Consider the following 23,214-nt stretch of genomic DNA (forward strand, 5'->3'; position numbering starts at 1 on the left):
GGCGCCAGCCAGGGATCCTCACGCCGCGTAGCGGCTGGCCTCGCCGTTGCGGTTATTGGCGGGCCACAGGCGCAGGGCCAGGGCGGCGGCGGCGGCGCCGGCGGCGGTCAGCGTCACGCCGGTCCAGCCCCAGTGGGCCAGCGCCAGGCTGCCCAGCGCGCCGCCGGCGGCCATGCCGATGAAGACGCCCGTCATCAGGATGGCGTTCAGGCGGCTGCGGGCGGCCGGGTCGATGCCGTAGACGATGCTCTGATGCGCGATCAGCGAGGTCTGGATGCCCAGGTCGAAGCCGACGGCGGCGCCGCCGATCAGCCACAACGCGGCGTGCGGGGGCAGGAAAGGCAGGAAGATCATGGCGGCAAACGACACCATCGTCAGGCCGGCGCCCAGGCTGGCCACGGCCAGCGGGCCCCGCGTGTCGGCCACGCGGCCCGCCAGCGGCGCGGCCAGGGCGCCCGCGGCGCCAGCCAGGCCGAACGCGCCCGCGGCGCCCGCGCCCAGGTGGAACGGCGCGTCATGCAGCATCACGGCCAGCGTCGACCAGAAGGCGCTGAACCCCAGCGACAAGAGGCCCTGCGCGGTTGCGGCGCGGCGCAGGCCGGGATGCTGGCGCCACAGCGTCAGCAGCGAGCCCAGCAACGCGCTGTAGGCCAGCCGCGTCGACGGTTCGAAACGCGGCAGGCCGCGCCACAGGGCTGCGCCCAGCGCCACGATGCTGACGGCGGCGGCCGCGAACATCATGCGCCAGCCGAATTGCTCGGCCACGAATCCGCTGACCACCCGCGAGAGCAGGATGCCCAGCAAGAGGCCGGTCATGACGGTGCCGACGATCTTGCCGCGCTGCTCGGCCGGCGCCAAGTGGGCGGCGGCCGGCACGATGTCCTGGGCCAGCGTGGCCGACAGGCCGATGGCGAAGCTGGCGGCCAGCAGCAGTCCGATCGTGGGCGACGCGCCGGCCAGAAGCAGCGCCAGGCTCAGCACGGCGGCCTTGATCAGGATGATGCGCTTGCGGTCATAGCGGTCGCCCAGCGGCGCCAGCATCAGGATGCCGAACGCGTAGCCCAGCTGCGTCAGCGTCGGAATCCAGCCCAGCGTCTCGGCGCTGGCGTGGATGTCCGCGCCCAGCACGCCGAGCATCGGCTGGCTGTAGTAAAGGGAAGCGACGCCCAGGCCGGCGCCCACGGCCAGCAGGAAAACCAGGCCGCGCGATAGGGAGGGGTGGGAAATGGGGGATGACATGGTGGTGTCCGGTGGCATTGGTACGGGGCAAATTCTGGGCTTTCACCCCTGGTTTTGGTAGCCGACCTTCGGGTACATCCGTTATACGATAGGCGTATGACCACCCCCGCTCTCCCCGTTGCCGCCGGCACCGACCGCATGCTGCTCATCGAAACCTTCGTGCGCATCGTCGAGGCCGGCAGCTTGTCGGCGGCCGCCGCCCAGATGGGCGGCACGCAACCCACCGTCAGCCGCCGCCTGCAATTGCTGGAACGCACGATGGGCGTGCGGCTGCTCAAGCGCTCCACCCACGCCATCCGCCTGACCGAAGACGGGCAGCGCTGCTATGAACGCGGCAAGGAGCTGCTCGCCACCTTTCATTCATTCGAAAGCGAGGTGCGCGGCGCGGGCGACGAGCCCGCCGGCATGCTGCGCGTGGTGGCGCCGCACGTGTTCGGCCAGGATCAGTTCATCGAACCGCTGGCCAAGTACCTGAAGCGCTATCCGAACATGCGGGTGGAATGGCTGCTGCACGACCGCATGCCGGACCTGATCGCCGAAAACGTCGATTGCGCGATCCGGGTCGGGGCCGTGACGGATCCGTCGGTGATCGCCGTGAAGCTGGGCGAGGTGCCGCGCATCGTCGTGGCCTCCCCGGACCTGCTTGCCGGCGGGCCCGTGCCGCAGGATCCGCCGGAACTGGCGCGACTGCCGTGGCTGGCGCTGCGCACCTTCTATCGCACCGAGGTGACCCTGACGCATTGCGGCAGCGGCGACAGGCAGAGCTTCGATATCCAGCCGCGCCTGTCCACCGACGGCCTGCACGCGCTGCGCAATTCGGCCATCCAGGGGCTGGGCGTCGCGTTGGGGTCCGCGTGGGCCATGCAGGACGATCTGGCTGCCGGCCGCCTCGTGCACCTGGCGCCGCAATGGCGCGCCGACGCACTGCCCGTGTTTCTGGTCTACGCGCCGTCGCGGTTTCAGCCGGCGCGGCTGCGGCGCTTCATCGAGATCATGCGCGAGCATCTGCCGATGGAGCTGGCCGGACACTGACGCCGGTCCGCGCGCCTGCCGGTCAGGGCGTGATGACGATGGCGCCGGTGACGGCGCGGCGCTCGGCGGCGCGATGCGCGTCCTGGATCTGCGTCAGGTCGTAGCGCGCACCGATGGCCGCGCGGACCGCGCCGCTTCGCATGGCGTCAAAGACGTCCGCCGCATTGGCGCGGAACGTCTGCGTATCCGCGTTGTGCGGAAACACGGACGGACGCGTCAGGAACAGGCACCCTTTCTTGTTCAGCAGTTCGGGGTCGATGGCCGGCGCCGGGCCGGAGGCCGCGCCGAACAGCACGACCATGCCGAACGGCGCCGCGCAGTCCAGCGATCCCATGAACGTGTGGCGGGCCACCGAGTCATAGACGACGCGCGCCTTCCTGCCGCCTGTGGCTGCGATCACCTGCTGGACCCAGTCGTCCTGCGAGTAGTCGATGGCGGCATCGCAGCCGGCCGCGCGGGCCACGTCGCATTTGGCGGCGGAGCCGGCCGTGCCGATGACGGTGGCGCCCAGCGCATGCGCCCAGCCGCTCAGGATCTGACCCACCCCGCCGGCGGCGGCATGCACCAGCACGATGTCGCCGGGCTGGACCGCGTAGGTCTTCTTGACCAGGTATTGCGCCGTCATGGCCTTGAAGAAGACGGCTGCGGCGTCCTCGTCGGAGATGCCCGCGGGAATCTTCACCAGTTTCGCGGCCGGCACGTTGCGCCGGTCGGCGTACGCGCCCACGCCGGCGTTCATGTAGACCACATGGTCGCCCACGCGCAGGTCCGTCACGCCTTCGCCCACCGCCTCGATCACGCCGGCCGCTTCATGGCCCAGCCCCGTGGGCGTGGGCAGCGGATACTTGCCCGCGCGCTGGTAGATGTCGATGTAATTGAAGCCGATGGCCGTCTGCCGCAACTGCGCCTCGCCGGACCCGGGGGCCGGCAGCGCGGTGTCGGCGAACCGCATGACTTCCGGGCCGCCAAATTCGGTCAACTGGATGGAACGTGCCTGCGTCATGCGTTGTCTCCTTCAGGGGTTTTTTGGCGGGCCGGCGGGCCCGGCTTTCAGTCCTTCACGGATTCGTACACCAGCGTCGCCAGCGTCAGGTCTTCCAGCGCGCTGCCCACGGCCTTGAACACCGTGATTTCCTGATCGTTGGTTCGGCCCGGACGTTCGCCGGCCGCCAGCTGGTGCAGATTGCCGGCGATGCCCTCGCGCGTCAGCACGCCGGCCTCGAGCGCCGACAGCAGGTCGCCGGACTTGGTGGGCGCTTCGTCGGTGTCCACGTAGACTGTCGTGCCGTCAAAGCAGGCCGGGTCGGTCTCGCGCATCTCGGGCTTGAAGCTGCCGATCAGGTCCAGGTGCGTGCCGGGCCGCAGCCACGCGCCGCGGATGAGCGGTTCGGTGGACAGCGTGGCGCAGCTGACGATGTCGGCCTGGCCGGTGGCGGCCTGAAGGTCGGTCACGGCTTGCGCATCGAAGCCTTCGCCGCGCAGGCGGGCCGCCAGCGCCTCGGCGCCCGCCGCCCGCACGTTCCAGACCAGCACACGCTCGATCGGGCGCACGGTGCGCATGGCCTGCGCCACCAGTCCCGCGATGCGTCCGGAACCCACGATGAGCAGCGTGCGGGCATTGGCGCGGGCAAGGTAGTCCGCGCCCAGCGCGGCGGCGCCGGCGGTGCGGTACACGGTGACGATGTCGCCGTCCACGTGCGCGACCGGCACGCCCGTCCTGGCGCTGTACAGGTTGTAGGTGGCGTGCAGGCCGGGCAGCCCCTGATGCGTGTTGTCAGGGAAGATGTTGATGATCTTCACGCCGAAATACCCGCGTTCGCTCCACGCGGGCATGATGAGCGAGGTGCCGTGCGCATTGCCGGACTGGATGGCGTGGACGTGGCGGGCGGGCACCGTGGCGCCTTCGCGGAAGGCGTCCCGCAGGGCGGGAATGACGGTGTCGAAGGACAGGGCGTTGCGGGTCTGCTCGGTGTCGATTAAGCGCATCGGATCGTTGCCTGCATGGTCGGTCAATCAAGGGGCCACCGGGCAGTCTAGCAGCGCGAAGGCGGCGGCACCCAAAAGAAATTGCCCGCGGTGGCGCGGGCAATCTCGGGTAGGGCAAGCCGCTCTCGGCCTCAGTCGGCGTCGGGACGCGGCAGCGGGTCGCCCGCGCCGGTGCGCTCGACGATGAGCTTGTAGTGATGCGGGCTGCGATGCTTGGCGAAATTGAAGACGTGGTCGCGGAACGTCTGGCCCAGCGCGAGGTCGATGCGGGCGGAGATCACCTCGTCTTCCTCGCCGCTTGCGCGGGCCACGATCTCGCCGGACGGCGCCACGATCATCGAGCTGCCGATCATGTGATGACCGTCTTCGAAGCCGCACTTGGCGGCCGCGCCGATCCACACCGCGTTCTGGTAGGCGCTGGCCTGCAGCACGATCTCGTGCGTGGTGGTGCGCAGGTGCGCGGGCTCGTTCCAGTGAATGTTCAACGACGGCGTGTTGTAGCCCAGCACGATCAGCTCGGCGCTTTGCAGCGACATGACGCGGTAGGTCTCGGGCCAGCGCCGGTCATTGCACAGGCACATGCCGATCTTCACGTCGTTGGTTTCCCAAACGCCAAAGCCCAGGTCGCCGACCTCGAAGAACTTCTTTTCCAGATGCTGGAAGGGGGCGTCGGGCTTGTGGTCCGAGTGGCCCGGCAGGTGGATCTTGCGGTACTTGCCGATGATTTTGGCGCTGCGGTCCACGAGGATCGCGGTGTTGAACTGGCGGCCTTGCGGCGTCAGCTCGGCATAGCCCAGGTAAAAGCCTATGCCCAGCTCGCGCGCCGTGTCGAACAGCGGCTGCACGTCGGCGTTGGGCATGCTCTTCTCGAAGTAGCGCTCCACCGCCTCGGCGTCGTCCATCCAGTAGCGGGGAAAGAACGTCGTCAGCGCCAGCTCGGGAAACACGACGAATTCCGCCTGGCGGGCGGCAGCTTCGCGCATCATCTCGACGAGACGGCGCACGACCGCCGCGCGGGAATCGGCAAGATTGACGGCGCCCATCTGAGCGACGGCCAGGCCCATTTTGCGGGACGGGGAAGAGGGGGTCACAGGAATCTCCAGAAGAATGGCCGAAGGCCGCAAGCATGCCCGGGTCCGAGCCGATCCGATACCGCGCCCAATCGCGCGCGGGGCGCGCGCAGCGGGCGGCGGGCGTCGATGCAACCCGTTGATCTGCCTGGAAAATTTCGGCATGGCCTCGGGCCGGTCCGTACCTGTGCATAACGCGGGATCATGGGCGTCGCGCAAATTCTGATATCGGGTTTCCCCGTAGAACGGGCGGCCAGGCTACGCAGACCGGGATTCTGGCGAGGGCGGCGTGTGGGGCAGGGCCCCGTTTCGAAAGCCACAATTGACGGGTCCGCAGGGGTGAATTTCCCGTTTAAGGATGTGAATCTTCGGTTACATTGCCTTACGCGCAGAATGACTTACCACGCGCCGCCCATGGTCACCGGTCCCCATGTCACGTCCCAGAATTGCGGCTTTCGTGTTGTTGTTGTCGGCGCTTGGATTCCTCGCGGGGGTGCTGGCTGGACGCCAGATCGAGCTGAATCAGGCCGACGACAGGCTTGCCGGGCATAACGCCCGGCTGCTGGCGCACGCCCTGCGCGTGGCGCAGGAGGGCCACCGTCTCATGGCCGCGGCCACGCAGGGCGGCGCCCTGTGCTCTGAGGCGGACGTCGCGACGCTGCGCGTGCTGCTCTTCAATTCCACCTACATCCGCGACATCGGCCGCACGCTGGGCGGCATGCTGCGTTGCTCGGCCGCCTGGGGCAAGCTGCCCGAGCCGCTGGCCCTGCCGCCGCCGGCGTTCACGGTGTCCAGCGGACTGCAGCTCTGGGTGGGCGCGGCCAATATCGTCGACCGCCGCATCATCGGCGACATGGCTTCACTGCGCGACGTCATCGTGTTCACGGCGCCGGGCGCGTTCGACGGCTTTCCCGAACCGGGCTCGGGCATCGACGCCAAGATCGTGACGCGAGACGGCAGCCACGTGTACCGGCGCTTCGGCCGCGCGCACGATCTGGACGTGCCCGCCGATGGCGATGCCGGCCACGGTCTTGGCTTCGCGCCCGAGCGCCGCGCCTGGCTGTGCGCGCCGGATGGCGGCCCGGATATCTGCGTCGTGTCCCGGCTGCGGTCCGACGCCTGGTTCCAGCTTCCCGCGATGGTGATGTCGGTCGTCGGCGCCCTGGCGCTTGCCTTCCTGGCCGGCCTTTGCGTCATGTGGCGCCTGCACGCGGGCAGCGCCCGGACCGAGCTGCGCAAGGCCATCCTGGCCGGCGACATCCAGGTCCACTACCAGCCGCTGCGCCAGCTCGCCACGCGGCAACTGGCCGGCTTCGAGGCGCTTGCCCGTTGGCGCGCCCGCGGCCGCGACGTCTCGCCGATCCTGTTCGTGCCGCTGGCCGAGGCGATGGGACTGGGCCGCGCGTTGTCGCGGCTGGTGACGTCGCAGGCGCTGCGCGATCTGCACGAACGCCTTCGGAGCAACCCGGCGCTCTACGTCAGCATCAACGTGTCGGCGGCGGACCTGAAGGACGCGGGCTACCGGAACTTCCTGATGGACGCGGTCAGCGAGCGCGGCCTGATGCCCGCCAATGTGGCGCTGGAAATTACCGAGGGCACGCCGTTATCCGACGGCCATGTGCTGGCGATGGTCAAGGCATTGCGCGGCAAGGGCTTCAAGGTATTCATCGACGATTTCGGCACCGGCCATTCGAACCTGAACTACCTGGCCGAACTGCAGGCCGACGCGATCAAGCTGGACCGCAGCTTCACCAGCGCCATCGGCGCCGAGGACGCAGGCACCCTGATCGTGGACCATGTGATTGCGATCTCGCGCGAGCTGGGCATCAACCTCATCATCGAAGGCATCGAAACCGAGGAACAGGCCAGTTATCTGCTTGCGCGCCAGCCCGCCGCGGTGGGCCAGGGCTGGCTATTCGGCCGGCCGGTTCCCTTGAGCGAGATCGTCGCCGACTGATTTGCAGTGTGCAGGTTGTCGTATGTCTAATTTATTTTCGGCACAACCGACATAATCCAAAGGCTCAGTCCGGGCGCGCTGGCCGCATTATCTTTCCCGCCCGAAATTATTATTGGCCGGTTTTGCAGATAGAATGCCTGCGTTGTTTAACGGGTTAATTTGTTGTATCTGCCATGGGACTGGACCATACGCTTGTCGATAACCTGCTGCGCATCCTGCCGTATGTCGAGGATGAAGAGGCCGAAGCGATGGAGAGGGGCATGGGCATGGCGGAAATCCGCAACCGGCTCGCGACGCTGCTGAACCCCGCGCCGGGCGACAAGCAGATCCGCCGCACGCTGCTCAAGCTCGATTGCGTCGGCAGTGTGGGCGCCACCCGCGGCAAGCTCTGGTACCGCACCCTGCGGCGCACCGATTTCCACATCCAGAACATGAACGCCAACATGGCGATGGCCATGTGCGCGCTCAAGCAGGTGGCCGACCGCCACCTGCCGGCCGTCGTGCTGGACGACCTGGAAGGCACCTTCGACAGCGCGTGGCGATATCTGCAGACGCATCGCTCCCAGCCTGCGATCGGACCGGCGCATGATTGGGCGCGCAAGATCCTGCGTATCGACGGCACGCATCCCATCGTGCTGCCCACGGTGTCCGCCGAGGTCTACCGCCAGGTCAGCGGCGCGCTGTACTACAACCGCAAACTGTCATTTCGCAACACGCCCTTTGGCGAGAAGACGCCTGCCGAGCGCCTTTACGTGATGACGCCGTTGGCGATGGTCGACCGCGCGGGCGTGCTGTACATGGTGGCGTGGGGGCCGAGCCAGCCGGGCAGGCGATTCCTGTTCCGCATGGACAGGCTGTCCGAGGTGCGGCTGCTGGACGAGCCGGCCGATCCGGACCCCACGTTCGACCTGCAGGACTTCGTGCGCCGCGAGGAAGCCTTGAACTTCGATCCGGGCGAGGAAACCCGGATCCGGCTGCACGCCGCCGAACCCATGATGGACGACGGCCGCCGGCGCCGCCATCCGCTGCGCGAGTTCTGGCTGTCGGGCGATCAGCAGATCGAAGAGGACGAGCACGGTTTCATGCTGACGGCCACCGTGCGCCCATCCGTCATGCTGTGGCAATTGCTGCACGGCCACGCGTCGTCGATCGAGGTGCTGGAACCCGAGGCCATTCGCAACCGCTTTGCCCACGAGGCGCGCGAACTGGCGCGCCGCTACCTCTAGCCCGCCCCGCATCATCCGGGCCACGCGCGCGCCAGCAGCAGCGGCAGCACCTTTTCGGCCGGACCCCTGATGCTGTGGCTGGCCACGCGATCGAGCATCGTGGGGTTGGGATTGACCTGCACAAGCTGCGCGCCGTATCCCATCGCCTCGTAGCAGAGTTCGGCCGCCGCGGACGTCTGGCATGACGTGCCAGCCGTCAGGACCAGATCGGCGTTGGCCGCCAGTCCCTTGGCCACCCGCCACACCGCGGGCGCGGGGGCCTCGCCGTGCCACAGCCGGCCCGGGCGCACCAGGCCGCCGCAGATGCGGCAGGCGGGCGCGGGGGGATACGGGCCATGCCGCGCGGGCGCGTCCGGCGGCGCCGTCAGCGTATGGGGCATGGCGCAGGCCGAACATCGCGGCTGGTCGAACCGGCCTTGCAGGTGCAGGATGCGCGGGCTGCCCGCGCGTTCGTGCAACGTGTCGCCGTTCTGCGTCACCACGAATGTGCCGGGCACGCGCTCGGCCAGCGCGGCAATCGCGCGGTGCGCCGCGTTGGGCGTGGCGGCGAGCGCCCGGCGCCGCCGTTCCTCGTGCCAGGCCCACACCAGCGCCGGATCCCTGCGGAATCCCTCGTCGGTGGCGAGCGCCGCAGCGTCGTAGCGGGCCCACAGCCCGCGCATGCCATCCCGGCTTTGCGGCAGGCGGCTGGCGGGGTTCAGTCCCGATCCCGTCAGCACGACGACAAGGCGCGCGTCGCGCAGCAGTTGCACGAGCGAATCGGGAATATCGAGTGTGCGAAGTTTCATGCGAGCCGCCCGTTATATACCGCGCGATCAAGGCTGAAGATAATCGTATCGAACAAACCAGGCATGTCGCTTCCATTCTCTGAAACACAACGGATTATGAGAGCGTATTTGGACAAAAAGGGGTTGAATCACTCGGGACGGTATTTCAGCCGATTACTTGATTATCCGGCTGCATAATGGCCGCAGCTTCATTTGCTATTCTTGGCCCCCGCCATCGCACCGGCTCCTTCCCGCACCATGCAAAAAAACGGCGACCGCCTTTTGTTTTCCGCTTCCGATCTGGGGGCGTTTCTGGAATGCGAGCACCTCACCACGCTGGATCTGATCAATCTGGACGACCCGTTGCCGCAAGCAGAAGAGGACGAACAGCTCGAACTGATCCAGCAAAAAGGGTTGGACCACGAACGCGCGTATCTGGAACGCCTGCGCGCCAGCGGACGGCGGATCGTCGATGTGAGCGAGGCGGGCGACGGACTGGCCGCGCGTCTGGCCCGCACGCGCGAGGCGATGGCGGACGGCGCCGACGTGATCTACCAAGCGGCGTTTCGTCACGACCGGTATATCGGCCATGCCGATTTCTTGCTCAAGACCGCGCGCCCGTCGCGGCTGGGCGCCTACAGCTACGAGGCCAGCGACACCAAGCTGGCGCGTTCGGCGCGCGCCAAATTCGCCATTCAGCTCTCGTTCTATTCGTGGCTGCTGGGCCTGGAGCAGGGCGCGGCGCCGCTGTACATGCACGTGGTGCTGGGCAGCGGCCGCGAGGTATCCCTGCGCGTGGCCGACTACGCGCATTATTTTCGCCAGGTCATGCGCCGCTTCGAGGCGCACGTGGACAAGCGCGGCGATGCGGCCACCTATCCCGACCCTTGCGAGAAATGCGCCCAGTGCCGGTGGGACCCGCTGTGCAAGGCGCGCCGCGTGCAAGACGATCACCTGTCGCTGGTCGCCAACATCACGCGGCAGCAGATCCGCAAGCTGAACGCCCAGGGCATCCGCACGCTGGCGCAACTGGGCAGGCTGGCGCCGGACGCCGCCGTGGCGCGCATGGAGCCCGCCATCCTGCACAAGCTGCGGGCGCAGGCGGCGCTGCAGTTGCGCGCCCGGACCGACGGGGGGCGTCACTGGGACCGCATCGCCAAGGACCCGGACGATGCCGCGCCGCGCGGTTTCGAACGCATGCCGCAGCCGGACCCGGGAGACATGTTCTTCGACATGGAAGGCGATCCGCTCGAGGAAGGCGGGCTGGAGTATCTGTTTGGGCTGTACGTCATTGACGACGGGCAGGAGCGCTTCGTTCCGTTCTGGGCGCACAACCGCAGCGAAGAAAAGCAGGCGTTCGAAGCCTTCATCGACTTCGTGGTGGCGCGCCTGCACCGCCATCCCGAGGCGCACATCTACCACTACGCGCCCTACGAGGCGACGGCAATCAAGCGGCTGATGTCGGTTCACGCCACCCGCGAGGCCGAAGTCGACAACCTGCTGCGCATGAACAAGCTGGTGGATCTGTACCAGGTCGTGCGCGAAGGCGTGCGCGTGTCCGAGCCGGGCTATTCGATCAAGAACATCGAACACTTCTACCTGCCGCAGCGCGAGGGCGGCGTGACCAATGCCGGCGCCAGCATCGTCTATTACGAACGCTGGAAGCGCACGGGCGAGGCGCAATTGCTGCAGGACATTGCGGACTACAACCGTGACGATGTGCTGTCCACGTACAAGCTGCGCGACTGGCTGTGCGCGCTGCGTCCTGACGGCATGCCCTGGGCGAACCGCCGCGACGCGCAGGAAGCGATCGATGCCGCCCGGTTCCAGGTCGGCGAAAAGACTCAGGCCGAACTGCGTCTGGAGCCGTATCGCGCCGCGCTGCTCGGGCCATTGCCGGTCGACGAAGCGGACTGGTCCGGCTTCGACCGCTACCGCGCGCTGGTCTACCAGTTGCTGGACTTTCACCGCCGCGAGCAGAAGCCCGAGTGGTGGGCGATGTTCGCCCGGATGGAGGCGACCGAGGCCGAGCTGGTGGAAGACAACGAATGCCTGGGCGGGCTGGTGCGCGACGACAGCGTGGCCCCCGAGCCCGTGGCGCAATCGCTGCGCTACACCTACCGCTTCCCGGCGCAGCAGACCAAGCTGCGCACCGGATCGGCCTGTACGGACGTGCGCGGCGGACCGGCCATCAGCCGGCTGACGGTCGACATGGGGGCCGGCCATCCGGGTGCCGGCGTGGCCACCTTCACCGTGTCGCGCAAGGCCGCGCCGCCGCAGCGCCTGTCGCTCGGGCCGGGCAGGCCGGTCAGCATCGACGAACTGGCCAATGCCATGTTCCGCTATGGCGATGCGCTGCTGGCGTCGGCCGATGGCGCCAGCACGCCGTTCCGGGCGGTGGACGCGCTGCTGCGGCACGAACCGCCGCGCATCGCCGGCGTGGCGCCCGGCACCCCGCTGGCCGATCCGGGCGCGAACCTGCTTGACCAGGTCGTGGACATCGTCGGCCGCATGGACGAGACCACGCTGTTCCTGCAGGGGCCGCCGGGGGCGGGCAAGACCTACACCGGGTCGCGCGTGCTGGTGCATCTGCTGCGCCAGGGCAAGCGCATCGCCGTCACGTCCAACAGCCACCATGCCATCAACAACCTGCTCGCCGGCCTGGAAAAGGCGGCGCGCGAGGCGGGCCTGGCATTCACAGGCGCCAAGAAGTCGGGCAAGGAAGGCGACGATTCCTGTTTCAACGGCGAATTCATCGAAGACGTCTTTGCCAACGACAAGATCGACCTGTCGCGCCATCAACTGGTGGCAGGCACGGCGTGGCTCTTTAGCCGGGCCGATTTTCAGCAGCAGTTCGATTACCTGTTCGTGGACGAGGCAGGCCAGGTCAGTCTGGCGAACCTGGTGGCGCTGGGCCAATGCGCGCGCAACATCGTGCTGCTGGGCGACCAGATGCAGCTGGGCCAGCCGACCAAGGGCACGCATCCCGGCCGCTCGGGCGAATCCACGCTGGAATATCTGCTGAACGGCCATGCCACCATCGCGGCCGATCGCGGCATCTTCCTGGACACCTCGTACCGCATGCACCCGGCGATCTGCGGTTTCATTTCGGACGCCATCTACGACGGCCGGCTGCGCGCCGCGGAATCGGCGGCCGGGCAGGGCCTGGTGCTGGGCGCGGACGCTGCGGACGCACTGGCCGCCAGCGGCATCCGGTACGTGCCGGTCGTGCACGAGGGCAATGCGCAGTCCAGCGACGAGGAAGCGCGCGAAGTCGCCGCGCTGTATGGCAGCCTGATGCGCCAGCGCTATCTGGACAACACGGGCCGCGCGGTGCCCATCACGCCCGACGACGTGCTGGTGGTGGCGCCGTACAACGTGCAGGTCAATACGTTGCGGCAGGCGCTGCCCGAGGGCGCGCGGGTGGGGACGGTCGACAAGTTCCAGGGCCAGGAGGCGCAGGTGGTGATCATTTCCATGGCCACCTCCAGCGGCGAGACCATGCCGCGCGACATGGAATTCCTGTTCAGCAGGAACCGGCTGAATGTGGCGGTATCGCGGGCCAAGTCGCTGGCGATCCTGGTCGCCAGCCCCGCCTTGCTGTCCGTGCGATGCCAGACGCCCGAGCAGATGGCGCTGGTCAACACGCTGTGCTGGGTCGCCGAGGCCGGTCAGGCGGGGTAACGCGCCGGTCCAAGTGTCGGGGCTTGCCTGGGAAGGGCGGGCCTTGACGGCAAGGCTGACTGCCCGCCGGCAAGGCCCGAACAGCGCGCGACGTCAGCCCCGGCGGGGCGCTTCGACAGGCGGCGTGCCGTGGTGGAAAAGAGACTTGAGCCGCGTGCGCAGTTCAGGCGAGTCAGCGTGCTTGTGCACCGTGGTGGCGTGCTGCACCGCGGCTTCGAGCAGTTCCTCGTCCGAGTCCGCGGACAAGGCCACCGAGCAGTTCATCTCGCTCGGATACTCGCGGCAATCGATGTACTTGCGTGTCATGAGGCTCTCCTTCTCGCATGTCCCGCAAAGGGGCTGCGTGTTGGAACAGCAGACGCGCCAGGCGCACTGCGCCGGCGCGATGGCGCGTCGCATCGCGGCCGGTGTCTAGGAAGTATAGGTCTGTGCCGGGCCGGTGTGCGTGTCGCCGTGCGACACGGGACGGCCCAGCAGATATCCCTGAAAGTGCGAGCAGCCTTCCGCCGTCAGCCGTTGCAACTGCTCCGGTGTTTCCACACCCTCGGCCGTCGTGGGGATGTCCAGGCTGCGGCCGATGCCATTGATGGCGCGGATGATGGCCAGCGCCTCGCGGCTGGACCCGACGTCCTGCGTGAACGACTTGTCGATCTTGATCTTGTCGAACTCGAAGGTGCGCAGGTAGCCCAGCGACGAATAGCCGGTTCCAAAGTCGTCCAGCGCCACCTTGACGCCCAGTTCCTTCAGGCGGTGCAACGTATCCAGGTTGCCGGAGGAATTGGTGAGCAGCACCGATTCGGTGATCTCCAGTTCCAGGCGGCGGGCGGGCAAGCCGGATTTGGCGAGCGCCGATTCCACCAGCGACACCAGCGCGCCGTTGGTGAACTGGCTGGCAGACAAATTGACCGCCACGGTTTCGTGGTCGTCCCAGCGCATGGCTTCCAGACACGCCTCGTGCAGCGTGAACGCGCCCAGTTCGTGGATGAGCCCGGTTTCTTCCGCGATGGGGATGAAGTCCTGCGGCATGATGAGGCCCTTTTTCGGGTGCTGCCAGCGCATCAGCGCCTCGCGGCCCACGATGCGCACGTGGCTCACGTCCATGATGGGCTGGTAATACAGCTGCAGCTGTTGCGAGATGATCGCCTGGCGCAGGTCCATCTCGACCTCGTGGCGCCGCAGCGCGGCCGCTTCCATGTCGGGCTCGAAGAACGCAAGGCAGTTGCGGCCATTGCGCTTGGCCTCGTACAGCGCCATGTCCGCGTAGCGCAGCAGGTGGTCGGCCGACAGCGACTGCGACTCCGAGATCGCGATGCCGATGCTCACGCTGACGGGGACCGTGTGGCCGGCGATCTCGAAGGGTTGGCGCACGGCCTCGATCAGGCGCTCGGCCAGCTTGCGCACGTCGTCCTGTTCCGCGATGTTGGGCAGCACGATGGCGAATTCGTCGCCGCCCAGGCGCGCCAGCGTGTCCTGTTCGCGCAGGTGCCGGGGCAGGCGCTTGGCCAGCAGCCGCAGCAGTTCGTCGCCGGATTGATGGCCCAGCGTGTCGTTCACGCTCTTGAAATTGTCCAGGTCCAGGCACAGCACGGCGGTCGACCGGTCGCGGCTCGAACCCAGCGCGCTCAGCAGCCGGTCGCGGAACAGCCGGCGGTTGGGCATGCCCGTCAGCGTGTCGTGGTGCGCCATGTAGCGCACCTGCGCGTGGGCGGCGTTCTCGTCGGTGACGTCGTCCGCGATGAGCAGGACGTAGCGGGAACGCGGGTCCGTGCTGTGAAAGGCCAGGGTCTTGGTGTGCAACGTGCGCGGCCCGCGCGCCGTGGCCAGTTCCTCTTCCTCTTCGCGCATGGCGCCGTCCGAACGCAGCGCGTCGTTGGTCAGGCGGTCGAAGAATGCGCACACCAGCTCGGGCAGGCATTGCTGCGCGGTTTTGCCTTTCAGGCCGCCCGGGCTGCCGCCAAAGGTCTCTTCGGCCTGCCGGTTCGCCAGCAGGAACTGGCGCGACACCGCATCCAGCACCAGCACGCAGGAGGGGATGTGCGACACCACCGCCTGCAGGAACGTCGACATGGACGTGAGCTCGCTGTTGTAGTGCTCGGCCAGCTGCTTGGCTTTGAGCAGCTGCTGTTCGCGTTCGCGCCGCTCGGTGTTGTCGCGCGTGACCTTCGCAAAGCCGATCAGCGTGCCCGTATCGTCATGGATGGCGTCGATGACGACGTGCGCCCAGAACAGCGTGCCGTCCTTGCGCACGCGCCAGCCCTCGGCTTCGAACTTGCCGGATTCCCGCGCGGTGGCCAGGCCGCCCTGCGGCACGCCACGCGCCCGGTCTTCCTCGGTATAGAAGCAGGAGAAATGCCGGCCGACGATTTCGTCGGCGGTGTAGCCCTTGGCGCGTTGCGCGCCAGCGTTCCAGTTGGCGACCGTGCCATCAGGGTTGAGCATGTAGATGGCGTAGTCGACGACGCCTTGCACCAGGTGGCGGTACAGGACGTCGGAATTGGCGAGGATCATGGGAGGCGGCGGGCTTTGCGCACACGGGCCGCGTTGCGGCAACGCGCGTGGGCGGATCTGCCCTGAAAGAATGGGAGTGGTGACTAGATTTACGTCGTGAGTGCGCCAGTATTAACCGCGCTGTCACCAAAAAGAACAATCTATCGAATCTTGGCGCTCAATCTCATTTCATTGCATCGCCGCGCGATCAGAATTTGACGCGTTGCTTGAGCGCCTGCGCGATCATCGGGACGTCGATGTCCTTGCCCGGATGCTTCAGGCAAAAGTCGTGCAGCACCGCGATGTAGGCATTGCCCAGCAGCTTGGTGATGGCGCCGGCCGTGGTGGCCGCGATGGTGCCGCCCACCGCGCTGCCTGCACCCGGGATGAACTTCAGCATGCCCGAGACGACGGAGCGCCCGATAAGCGTGGCGGCCGACGCGCCCAGCGTGGACGTGACCAGCGTGGTGATCGCGGTGGTGTTCAGTTCCATGCCGAAGGTGATGCCGATCTTGGCGATCATGCCGACCTGGATAGGCACCAGGGCAAAGGCGTCCGAGAACGGAATGGGCGCGGCGGCGGCCGATGCGGCCAGGCCCGCGGCCACGTTCACCTCGATCTCAGCCCGCTTTTTTTTTACTTCCAGGGCCTTCTTGTTGCGCGTGGATAGCGCGTTGGCATAGGCGCGCTGCTGGGCCTCGGGCACGTGCTCGGCCGTCACCTCGATCAGCCGGTCCAGCCCCATGGGCGGCAATTCGGCGTCCAGTTCCTCGATCCATTCGGGCAGCGCGCGCACCGCCACAACCTGCCGGGCGCGCGGCAGCAGCTTGCGGGCCTCTTCCAGGAAGGGACTGTTCTTGCGCGCCTTGGTCAGCACGGCAATGACAGGGATGCCGGCCTTGTCCAGCATGTCGCACAGTTCGATTTCCGCGTCCTCGACGCGGTGGCTGCTGTCCTGGATGCAGAGCCAGGCCACATGCAGGTGCCGGTCCTGGTCGTCCGACGCCGACCGCTCTTCGATCAGTTCGGCAAGCTGTTCGCGCGAGCGCGCGTAGTCGGCGACTTCCAGCCCGCGGGTATCGATGATGGTGAGCGGATGCCCCGGCCGGGTGAATTCCTGAATGGTCTGGGTGACCGGCTTGCCCGCGCCCGTCCTGGCCAGATCGCCGCGGAACACGGCGTTGATCAGCGTGCTCTTGCCGACGCCCGTCTTGCCGGCGACCAGGATGTTGACGCGCCCGGCGCCGCGCGTGGCGGTGCTGATGGCATCGGCGATGGCGTCTTGCAGGTCGGGGTGGTCGGGGCGGATGGCGCTCATCAAGGGGGCGTGGCGGGCAAGGGAAGATGCCGGAACGATATCAGAGGATGACTTCTTTGGCGCAAAACGTAATCGGGTGAAAACGCCTCGTCCGTCTGGGGGACGCCGTTGGCAGGACGCCGCGCGACGCTCGGGCCGGCGGGTCCTCACGGAAGGACGGGTGGTTTTCCATATGATGAAAGACATGGGCCAGCCCCCGAAGGATCGCGCAAATTCGGGGGCGGATTGTTCGACTCTTCAAAGGGTTACATCTCACATAATCCCCTCGCGATTTCGGACGAGGCGCTTCGTAGAATCAGGCCGTTGTCAGGCTACGCCGCGGTACCCGCGCAATCCACATGCCCCGTCTTGCGCTCGTTCCCCGCTTGCTGCGCTCTCGTCCCCTCACCAAGGGCCTGCGCTACCTGTATCGCGTCACGCGGTCCAAGGCGCATCGCCACAACGAGACGCTCTGGCCGTTTGTCACGGTGCGGCGCGATGGCCCCGACCGCCTGACCGGCTGCAACCTGCATGGGGTGCGCGGGCCGGCAACCGTTTCACTGGACCAATTGCCACGCGGCATCGGCGGCGATGCCCATCTGATTCTCAGCGGCCCATCGGTCGCGCAGATCGATTACGCGCAATGCCGCATGCGCACCGTGATGGGCGTGAACGGCTCGATCGCCCTGCGCGCCCGGCATCCGGCGCTGCGCTTTCATTACTACGCCATGCTGGACGCTGGATTCGTCAAGAAGCGCCGCGACCTCGTGGCGCAGGTGCTGGACCAGGATCTGGTGCTTTTCGTGACGCCGGAGGTGTACCGCTGGATCGCATTGCTGTTCGACCATCGGGCCGTTCGCTGCCGCATCGCGCTTTTCGAGGAAGTGCATCAACGCGCCCAGCAGCCGCGCGCCGAACCGCAGGCGCTGCAGGCGCAGTTGGCCGGCGACCCGGAATTGGTGCTGTTCGATGCGCATCATCCGATGCACGCCCACGGCTTCAGCCTGAATGCGGCGCGCGGCCTGTTCGGCGGCGGCACGGTGGCCTACACGTCCCTGCAATTGCTGGCGTGGCTGGGTGCCCGGACGGTGTTTTTGCATGGGCTGGACCTGACGGCCACCGCAGGCCCGCGCTTCTACGAACAAGCCGGCGCGCAACTGCCCACCGCGCTGGACCGCCAGTTTGCCGGCCACATCGAGCCGGCATTCCGGCAGGCCGGCAAGCTGCTGCGCGCGCGCGGCATCCAGGTCTACAACCTGTCGCTGCTCAGCCGGCTGGGCGACGACATTTTTGAAAAGCGGCATTGGAGCTGTCTGCTCGACCCCGCCACGCAACCGCCGACGAGACCCGAATCATGAAGATCCTCTACACCAATTTCCACCAGGGCGATGGCGGCGGGCACACGACCTACGTCATGTCGCTGGCGCGCATCCTGTGCCAGAAATCGCAGGTCATGGTCGGTGCGCCGCGCAAGAGCCGGCTGCTGGCCGAGGCCGAGGCCCTGCCGGGCCTGCGCACCATCGATCTCGAATTCAAGGGCTCGCTGGCCGAACAGCTGTCCGCGCTGCGCCGCCTGCGCAACCTGGTGCGCCAGGAACAGTTCGACGTCATCCACGTCAATGGCTCGGCCGATCACCGCTTGTGCATGCTGGCGACGTTGGGGATGGGAAACAAGCGCCCCTTCATCGTCTACACGCAGCACAACGACCGCAGCGCCAGCAGCCTGGGCGTGCGCCTGCGCGCCAAGTGGGCCACCAATCGCGTCATCTGCGTGTGCAGCCACACGTTCCGGCGCATGAAGCAGTCGGTGTTTCGCGATGAAGATCTGCGCGTGGTGCACAACGGGGTAGATACCGAGAAGTACCGCCCGGCCTGCCGCACCGAAAAGGCCGAGGCGCGCGCGCGCTTCCTGCCGCCGGCCTTGCGCAACCGGCTGGTCGTCGGCAGCAACGCCGGCACCGCGGATTACAAGAGCTGGATCGACATGGTGGCCGCCGTGTCCTTGCTGCCCGCCGCGCAGCGCGAGCAGGTCGCCATCCTGATTGCCGGCGCGATGCCGGGCGACGACATGCTCGACCAGGTGGCCGCGCTGGGCATGCAGGATCAGGTGGTCTTCACCGGTCTGCTCGACAATGTGGAGCCGGTGCTGGCGGCGCTGGACGTGGGTTTTGTGCTGTCGTCCCGGCTGGAGACGATTTCGTTTGCCTGCCGCGAGATGATGGCCGCAGGCAAGCCGGTCATCGTGACCCGCGTTGGCGGACTGCCTGAGAACGTGACCGAGGGCCGCAACGGCTGGGTGGTGCCGCCCGGGTCCCCGGAATCGGTGGCCCGGACGCTGTCGGACATCATGGCCAACCGCGGCGTGCTGCACGCCATGGGCGTGGATGCGCGCAGCACGGCGCTCAAGGAGTTCTCGCTGGCGACCTTCGTCGGCAATACCGAACGCGTCTACCGCGAGAACGCCTACGTCAGTAGTGGATCACCGTCCGGATCGACTTTCCTTCGTGCATCAGATCGAACGCTTCGTTGATCCGGTCCAGGGGCAGTGTGTGGGTGACGAACGGGTCGAGATCGATCTTGCCGCTCATGGCGTCTTCCACCATGCCGGGCAGTTGCGTGCGGCCCTTGACGCCGCCGAACGCTGAACCGCGCCACACGCGGCCCGTCACCAGCTGGAACGGGCGGGTGCTGATTTCCTGGCCCGCGCCGGCCACGCCGATGATGATGCTTTCGCCCCAGCCCTTGTGGCAGCATTCCAGCGCGGCGCGCATCACGTGCACGTTGCCGATGCACTCGAACGAGAAGTCCACGCCGCCGTCGGTCAGTTCGACGATGACTTCCTGGATGGGCTTGTCGTAGTCCTTGGGGTTGATGCAGTCGGTGGCACCCATGGCGCTGGCCAGCACGAACTTGTTCGGGTTGGTGTCCACCGCGATGATGCGGCCGGCCTTGGCCTGCACCGCGCCCTGAATGACCGCCAGGCCGATGCCGCCCAGTCCGAACACGGCGACCGTGTCGCCTTCCTTGACCTTGGCGGTGTTGTGCACTGCACCGATGCCGGTCGTCACGCCGCAGCCCAGCAGGCAGACCTTTTCATGCGGCGCGGCCGGGTTGATCTTGGCCAGCGAGATCTCATTGACGACGGTGTATTCGCTGAACGTCGAGCAGCCCATGTAGTGATAAAGCGGCTTGCCTTCGTAGCTGAAGCGCGAGGTGCCGTCCGGCATGACGCCCTTGCCCTGCGTGGCGCGCACCTTCTGGCACAGGTTGGTCTTGCCCGACAGGCAGAATTTGCATTCGCGGCATTCGGCCGTGTAGAGCGGAATGACGTGGTCGCCGGGTTTCAGCGAGGTCACGCCTTCGCCCACTTCCACCACCACGCCCGCGCCTTCATGGCCCAGCACGGCGGGGAACAGGCCTTCGGGATCGTCGCCGCTCAGCGTGAAGGCGTCGGTATGGCAGACGCCGGTGTGCGTGATCTGGACCAGCACCTCGCCGCGCTGCGGGGGCGCGACATCGATCTCAACGATTTCCAGCGGCTTGCCGGGGCCGAATGCGACTGCTGCGCGTGATTTCATAACGATGCTCCACGTAGAGGGGGTTATTTCAGATAGGAACGGACGATGCGCATAAGGTCATCGATCTGCGATTCGGTCTCGGGCCTGGGGTCCGTTGGACTTCCCTGAGCAGACTGCAGGAACGTTTCCCGCAGATGACTCTCCAGCACTTCGGCCATCAGGCCGTTCGTGGCGCCGCGCAGCGCCGCCAGCTGCTGCAGCAGCGCGCCGCATTCCGTGCCTTCGTTCACCGCGCGTTCCAATGCTAACGCCTGCCCCTGGATGCGGCGCAGGCGGGTGACAACGCGTTTCTTTTCTTCTGGGGAGTGCGGCACGGCAAGCTCCGATTCGATACAGGGGGGGAGTATACGGATTCCGGCGGGGCGCGTCCAGGCCCGCGCAGCCGGGCGGGCAGCCGGCAGGGGCGTGCGACCTATAATTTCGCGTGATTCATTTCGCGTGTTTCCACCGGACCCCTACAGGACTTATCCAAGGCCATGAATTTCCCTGATGTGCGGCTGTACCGGGCCGAGGACCATCCCCGCATGCCGTGGCGCAATGGCGGGGGCACGACCCAGGAGGTCGCCTGCAACCCCGGGGGCCATGCGGCGTCGTTCGACTGGCGGCTGTCGCTGGCCGACGTGGCGCAGGACGGCGGCTTTTCCGCCTTTGGCGGTTTCCAGCGCATCATCACCGTGCTGGAAGGGCGCGGCATCGAACTGACGGTGGACGGCAATCGCCAGGCGCCGCTGGGCCCGCGCACGGCGTATGCGTTTTCGGGCGATGCGCAGGTGGACTGCCGCCTGCTGGACGGCCCGATCCGTGACTTCAACCTGATCTATGCGCCCGACCGGTGGCACGCCCGCCTGCAATGGGTGCGGGGCGCGGATCCCTGGGTGTTTCACAGCAGCGCGCGCAGCGTGCTGATCCTGAATGCCGGCGGCGTCCTGGCGGTTGAACTGGACGGCGCGCAGCATCGGCTGGCGTCGCGTTATGACTGCCTGCACGTCGAAGGGCAGGAGGGGCTGGCACGATATTGCCTGACCGCGCAGGCGGGCCTTGACGCCTGCGTGATCGAACTGTCGCCGCGCGCGGGCGGACGTTGAGGCTTTCCGCGCGGGCCTCGTAAGGCCCCGCCCGCAGCAGGCGCCGTCTCCCTGCAATGTGAGGGATCAGGGCCTGCCGGCGGTCAGGCGGGACACTACGCCGGCAACAGCGCCGGCTGGCCGTAGGAATGGGCCGGGGCTTGGACGGCGTCCTGCCCCTGCGCGGGCAGGCGGAATGTGCTGACCGCCGCCTGCAACCGCTGCGCCTGCGTTTCCAGCGACGAGGCCGCCGCCGCGGCTTCTTCGACCAACGCGGCGTTCTGCTGCGTCACCTGGTCCATCTGCGTGACGGCGGTGTTGACCTGGTCGATGCCGGTCACCTGCTCGTTGGATGCGCTGGCGATGTCGTTCACCAGCATCGTCAGCTGTTCGATGGTCTCCAGGATTTCCGTCATCGTCAGGCCCGCCGCCTCGACCTGCGCCGAGCCGGCCTGCACGGTCGCGCCCGAGGCGTCCAGCAGTTGCTTGATCTCCTTGGCGGCGCCGGCGCTGCGCTGCGCCAGCGACCGGACCTCGGCAGCCACCACGGCAAAGCCCTTGCCTTCCTCGCCGGCGCGCGCCGCTTCCACCGCCGCGTTCAGGGCCAGGATGTTGGTCTGGAACGCAATGCCGTCGATCACGCCGACGATGTCCTCGATGCGGCTCGAATCCTGCGCGATCTTGCGCATCGTGCTGACCGCGGCCTGCACGGCGTCGCCGCCGCGCTGCACCACGTCTGAGGCGGTGGCGGCCATCTCGTTGGCCATGCGGGCATTTTCGGCATTGCTGGTCACGGTGGACAGCAACTGCTCCATGCTGGCCGCGGTTTCCTCCAGCGACGCCGCCTGCTGCTCGGTGCGGCTGGACAGGTCCTGGTTGCCGGCCGCAATTTCGCTGGAGCCCGTGTTGATCTCGACCACGCCATCGCGCACGGCATGCACGGTGCGCACCAGGCTTGCCTGCATGTCCTGAAGGAAAGGAATGATCTGGCCCACGCAGTTCTTGCCGAACGACGGAATCGGCGTGGTCAGGTCGCCGCCCGCGATGCGCTGGAAATGACCCTTGAGCGAATCCAGCGGACGCTTCACGAAATGCACGACATAGCGGTCGCCCAGGATCAGCAGCAGCAGACAGATGCCAAGGACCACGCCCATGCCGGTGTAGGCCTGACGGCGGTTGGCGTCGGCGTCCGCCCACAACTGGACTTCGCGGGCCTTGGCGTAGGCCTCGTAATCCTCCATGCCCTTGCCGAAGCTGCGGCTGGCGGTGACGACCGGTCCGGCCGCCTGCGCGCGCGCCTTGTCCACGGCCCCGGCGTCCAGATGCTGGCGTTGCACGTCAATGCCGTTGACCAGGGCGTCAAAGCCCGAGCGCATCGCGTCCAGCAGCGCCGTGGGCGCGTCCCGGCGGGCCAGTTCAATGAACTGCGCTTGGTGTTTTTTTGCTTCGGTCAGCGCCGTGTCGATGCTGCGGCCTTCCGCCGCCGCCAGGTCCTTCTGGCCGCCGGCAACATATTCCAGCTGGCGCGACAGCCGCAGCCGGGCGCGCATGATCTGGTCGTTGACGCGGGAAAGCGCGGATACCTCATTCAGAAGATCGTTGCTGGCTGCAAGCGCTTCGCCGGCGCTGCGCAGCCCATGGACGCTGATGGCCGACAGGCCCGCGATGAAAAGGCTGATCACGAGCAAGGTGCTCAGGATCATGCGGCGGATGGTGATGTCTTTCAGAAACTGTGTCATACGCGTCGTCCCAAAGGTGCAGCAAGCCTGCTTAAGGACAACGACGTGGCCTGGGCCTTATTTAGCCGGATGTTGCACATCTTACGAA

General features: G+C 67.2%; 18 protein-coding genes. 7 read left to right on the top strand and 11 right to left on the bottom strand.

All coding sequences use genetic code 11. The features are described from left to right. Positions 1-18: 18 nt before the first annotated feature. On the bottom strand, positions 19-1,239 hold the full coding sequence (locus V6V88_RS01395) for an MFS transporter (RefSeq protein ID WP_338617377.1): 1,221 nt from the start codon (positions 1,237-1,239) through the stop codon (positions 19-21). Positions 1,240-1,335: 96 nt separating this feature from the next. On the opposite strand from V6V88_RS01395, the gene V6V88_RS01400 reads away from it, so the two are divergent. Then, positions 1,336-2,271: a LysR family transcriptional regulator gene (locus V6V88_RS01400; RefSeq protein ID WP_142051682.1), complete on the top strand. Its 936-nt coding sequence runs from the start codon at positions 1,336-1,338 to the stop codon at positions 2,269-2,271. A 22-nt stretch (positions 2,272-2,293) separates the two neighbouring features. Here the strand turns inward: V6V88_RS01400 and V6V88_RS01405 are convergent, their stop codons facing one another. The 3 genes from V6V88_RS01405 to V6V88_RS01415 form a co-directional block, all read right to left on the bottom strand. Beyond that, positions 2,294-3,274 (bottom strand): quinone oxidoreductase, encoded by a 981-nt coding sequence (locus tag V6V88_RS01405; RefSeq protein WP_056319402.1) that lies wholly within the window; start codon positions 3,272-3,274, stop codon positions 2,294-2,296. Positions 3,275-3,321: 47 nt separating this feature from the next. After that, positions 3,322-4,257, bottom strand: coding sequence for an ornithine cyclodeaminase family protein (locus V6V88_RS01410; protein WP_338617380.1), 936 nt, complete (start codon positions 4,255-4,257; stop codon positions 3,322-3,324). A gap of 131 nt (positions 4,258-4,388) precedes the next feature. Then, the gene (locus V6V88_RS01415) at positions 4,389-5,321 is read right to left on the bottom strand and encodes an N-carbamoyl-D-amino-acid hydrolase (protein WP_056319397.1); all 933 of its coding nucleotides are present in this window, start codon (positions 5,319-5,321) and stop codon (positions 4,389-4,391) included. Between the two features lie 436 nt (positions 5,322-5,757). Between V6V88_RS01415 and V6V88_RS01420 the strand changes: the two genes are divergently transcribed. Together V6V88_RS01420 and V6V88_RS01425 are read left to right on the top strand one after the other, a co-directional pair. Then, positions 5,758-7,284 (top strand): EAL domain-containing protein, encoded by a 1,527-nt coding sequence (locus V6V88_RS01420; protein ID WP_235512646.1) that lies wholly within the window; start codon positions 5,758-5,760, stop codon positions 7,282-7,284. 173 nt (positions 7,285-7,457) lie between these two features. Then, positions 7,458-8,510 carry a WYL domain-containing protein gene (locus tag V6V88_RS01425; protein WP_338617382.1) on the top strand — a complete coding sequence of 351 codons (1,053 nt, stop codon included), beginning with the start codon at positions 7,458-7,460 and terminating at the stop codon, positions 8,508-8,510. An 11-nt stretch (positions 8,511-8,521) separates the two neighbouring features. Here V6V88_RS01425 and V6V88_RS01430 read toward each other — a convergent pair whose 3' ends face one another. After that, on the bottom strand, positions 8,522-9,298 hold the full coding sequence (locus V6V88_RS01430; RefSeq protein WP_142051670.1) for a Sir2 family NAD-dependent protein deacetylase: 777 nt from the start codon (positions 9,296-9,298) through the stop codon (positions 8,522-8,524). A gap of 261 nt (positions 9,299-9,559) precedes the next feature. On the opposite strand from V6V88_RS01430, the gene V6V88_RS01435 reads away from it, so the two are divergent. After that, positions 9,560-12,961, top strand: a complete 3,402-nt coding sequence (locus V6V88_RS01435) for a TM0106 family RecB-like putative nuclease (protein ID WP_338617384.1) — start codon at positions 9,560-9,562, stop codon at positions 12,959-12,961. A gap of 93 nt (positions 12,962-13,054) precedes the next feature. Here V6V88_RS01435 and V6V88_RS01440 read toward each other — a convergent pair whose 3' ends face one another. The 3 genes from V6V88_RS01440 to V6V88_RS01450 all read right to left on the bottom strand — a co-directional run bounded on the left by V6V88_RS01440 (position 13,055) and on the right by V6V88_RS01450 (position 16,766). Further along, entirely contained in the window at positions 13,055-13,267 is a 213-nt protein-coding gene (locus V6V88_RS01440; RefSeq protein ID WP_338617387.1) for a DUF1059 domain-containing protein, read from the bottom strand. A gap of 105 nt (positions 13,268-13,372) precedes the next feature. After that, on the bottom strand, positions 13,373-15,469 hold the full coding sequence (locus V6V88_RS01445) for an EAL domain-containing protein (RefSeq protein ID WP_142051664.1): 2,097 nt from the start codon (positions 15,467-15,469) through the stop codon (positions 13,373-13,375). A 187-nt stretch (positions 15,470-15,656) separates the two neighbouring features. Then, complete coding sequence (locus tag V6V88_RS01450; protein WP_338617389.1) at positions 15,657-16,766, bottom strand: GTPase; 1,110 nt, start codon at positions 16,764-16,766, stop codon at positions 15,657-15,659. A 338-nt stretch (positions 16,767-17,104) separates the two neighbouring features. Between V6V88_RS01450 and V6V88_RS01455 the strand changes: the two genes are divergently transcribed. Further along, positions 17,105-18,103 (top strand): hypothetical protein, encoded by a 999-nt coding sequence (locus V6V88_RS01455; RefSeq protein WP_142051660.1) that lies wholly within the window; start codon positions 17,105-17,107, stop codon positions 18,101-18,103. Beyond that, positions 18,100-19,275: a glycosyltransferase gene (locus tag V6V88_RS01460; RefSeq protein ID WP_338617391.1), complete on the top strand. Its 1,176-nt coding sequence runs from the start codon at positions 18,100-18,102 to the stop codon at positions 19,273-19,275. Before V6V88_RS01455 ends, V6V88_RS01460 begins: the two co-directional genes overlap by 4 nt. Here the strand turns inward: V6V88_RS01460 and V6V88_RS01465 are convergent. Both V6V88_RS01465 and V6V88_RS01470 read right to left on the bottom strand, forming a co-directional pair. Beyond that, on the bottom strand, positions 19,214-20,323 hold the full coding sequence (locus V6V88_RS01465) for an S-(hydroxymethyl)glutathione dehydrogenase/class III alcohol dehydrogenase (protein WP_056319378.1): 1,110 nt from the start codon (positions 20,321-20,323) through the stop codon (positions 19,214-19,216). The genes V6V88_RS01460 and V6V88_RS01465 overlap by 62 nt on opposite strands. Positions 20,324-20,346: 23 nt before the next feature. Continuing rightward, positions 20,347-20,637 (bottom strand): metal-sensing transcriptional repressor, encoded by a 291-nt coding sequence (locus tag V6V88_RS01470; protein ID WP_056319375.1) that lies wholly within the window; start codon positions 20,635-20,637, stop codon positions 20,347-20,349. Between the two features lie 162 nt (positions 20,638-20,799). On the opposite strand from V6V88_RS01470, the gene V6V88_RS01475 reads away from it, so the two are divergent. Next, complete coding sequence (locus V6V88_RS01475) at positions 20,800-21,408, top strand: HutD family protein (protein ID WP_223574004.1); 609 nt, start codon at positions 20,800-20,802, stop codon at positions 21,406-21,408. Positions 21,409-21,503: 95 nt separating this feature from the next. Here V6V88_RS01475 and V6V88_RS01480 read toward each other — a convergent pair whose 3' ends face one another. Next, on the bottom strand, positions 21,504-23,126 hold the full coding sequence (locus V6V88_RS01480) for a methyl-accepting chemotaxis protein (RefSeq protein ID WP_223574006.1): 1,623 nt from the start codon (positions 23,124-23,126) through the stop codon (positions 21,504-21,506). Positions 23,127-23,214 lie beyond the last annotated feature (88 nt).

Origin of the sequence: Achromobacter sp. E1, from assembly GCF_037039475.1 — a bacterium.
GTDB classification, from domain to species: Bacteria; Pseudomonadota; Gammaproteobacteria; order Burkholderiales; family Burkholderiaceae_B; genus Achromobacter; species Achromobacter mucicolens.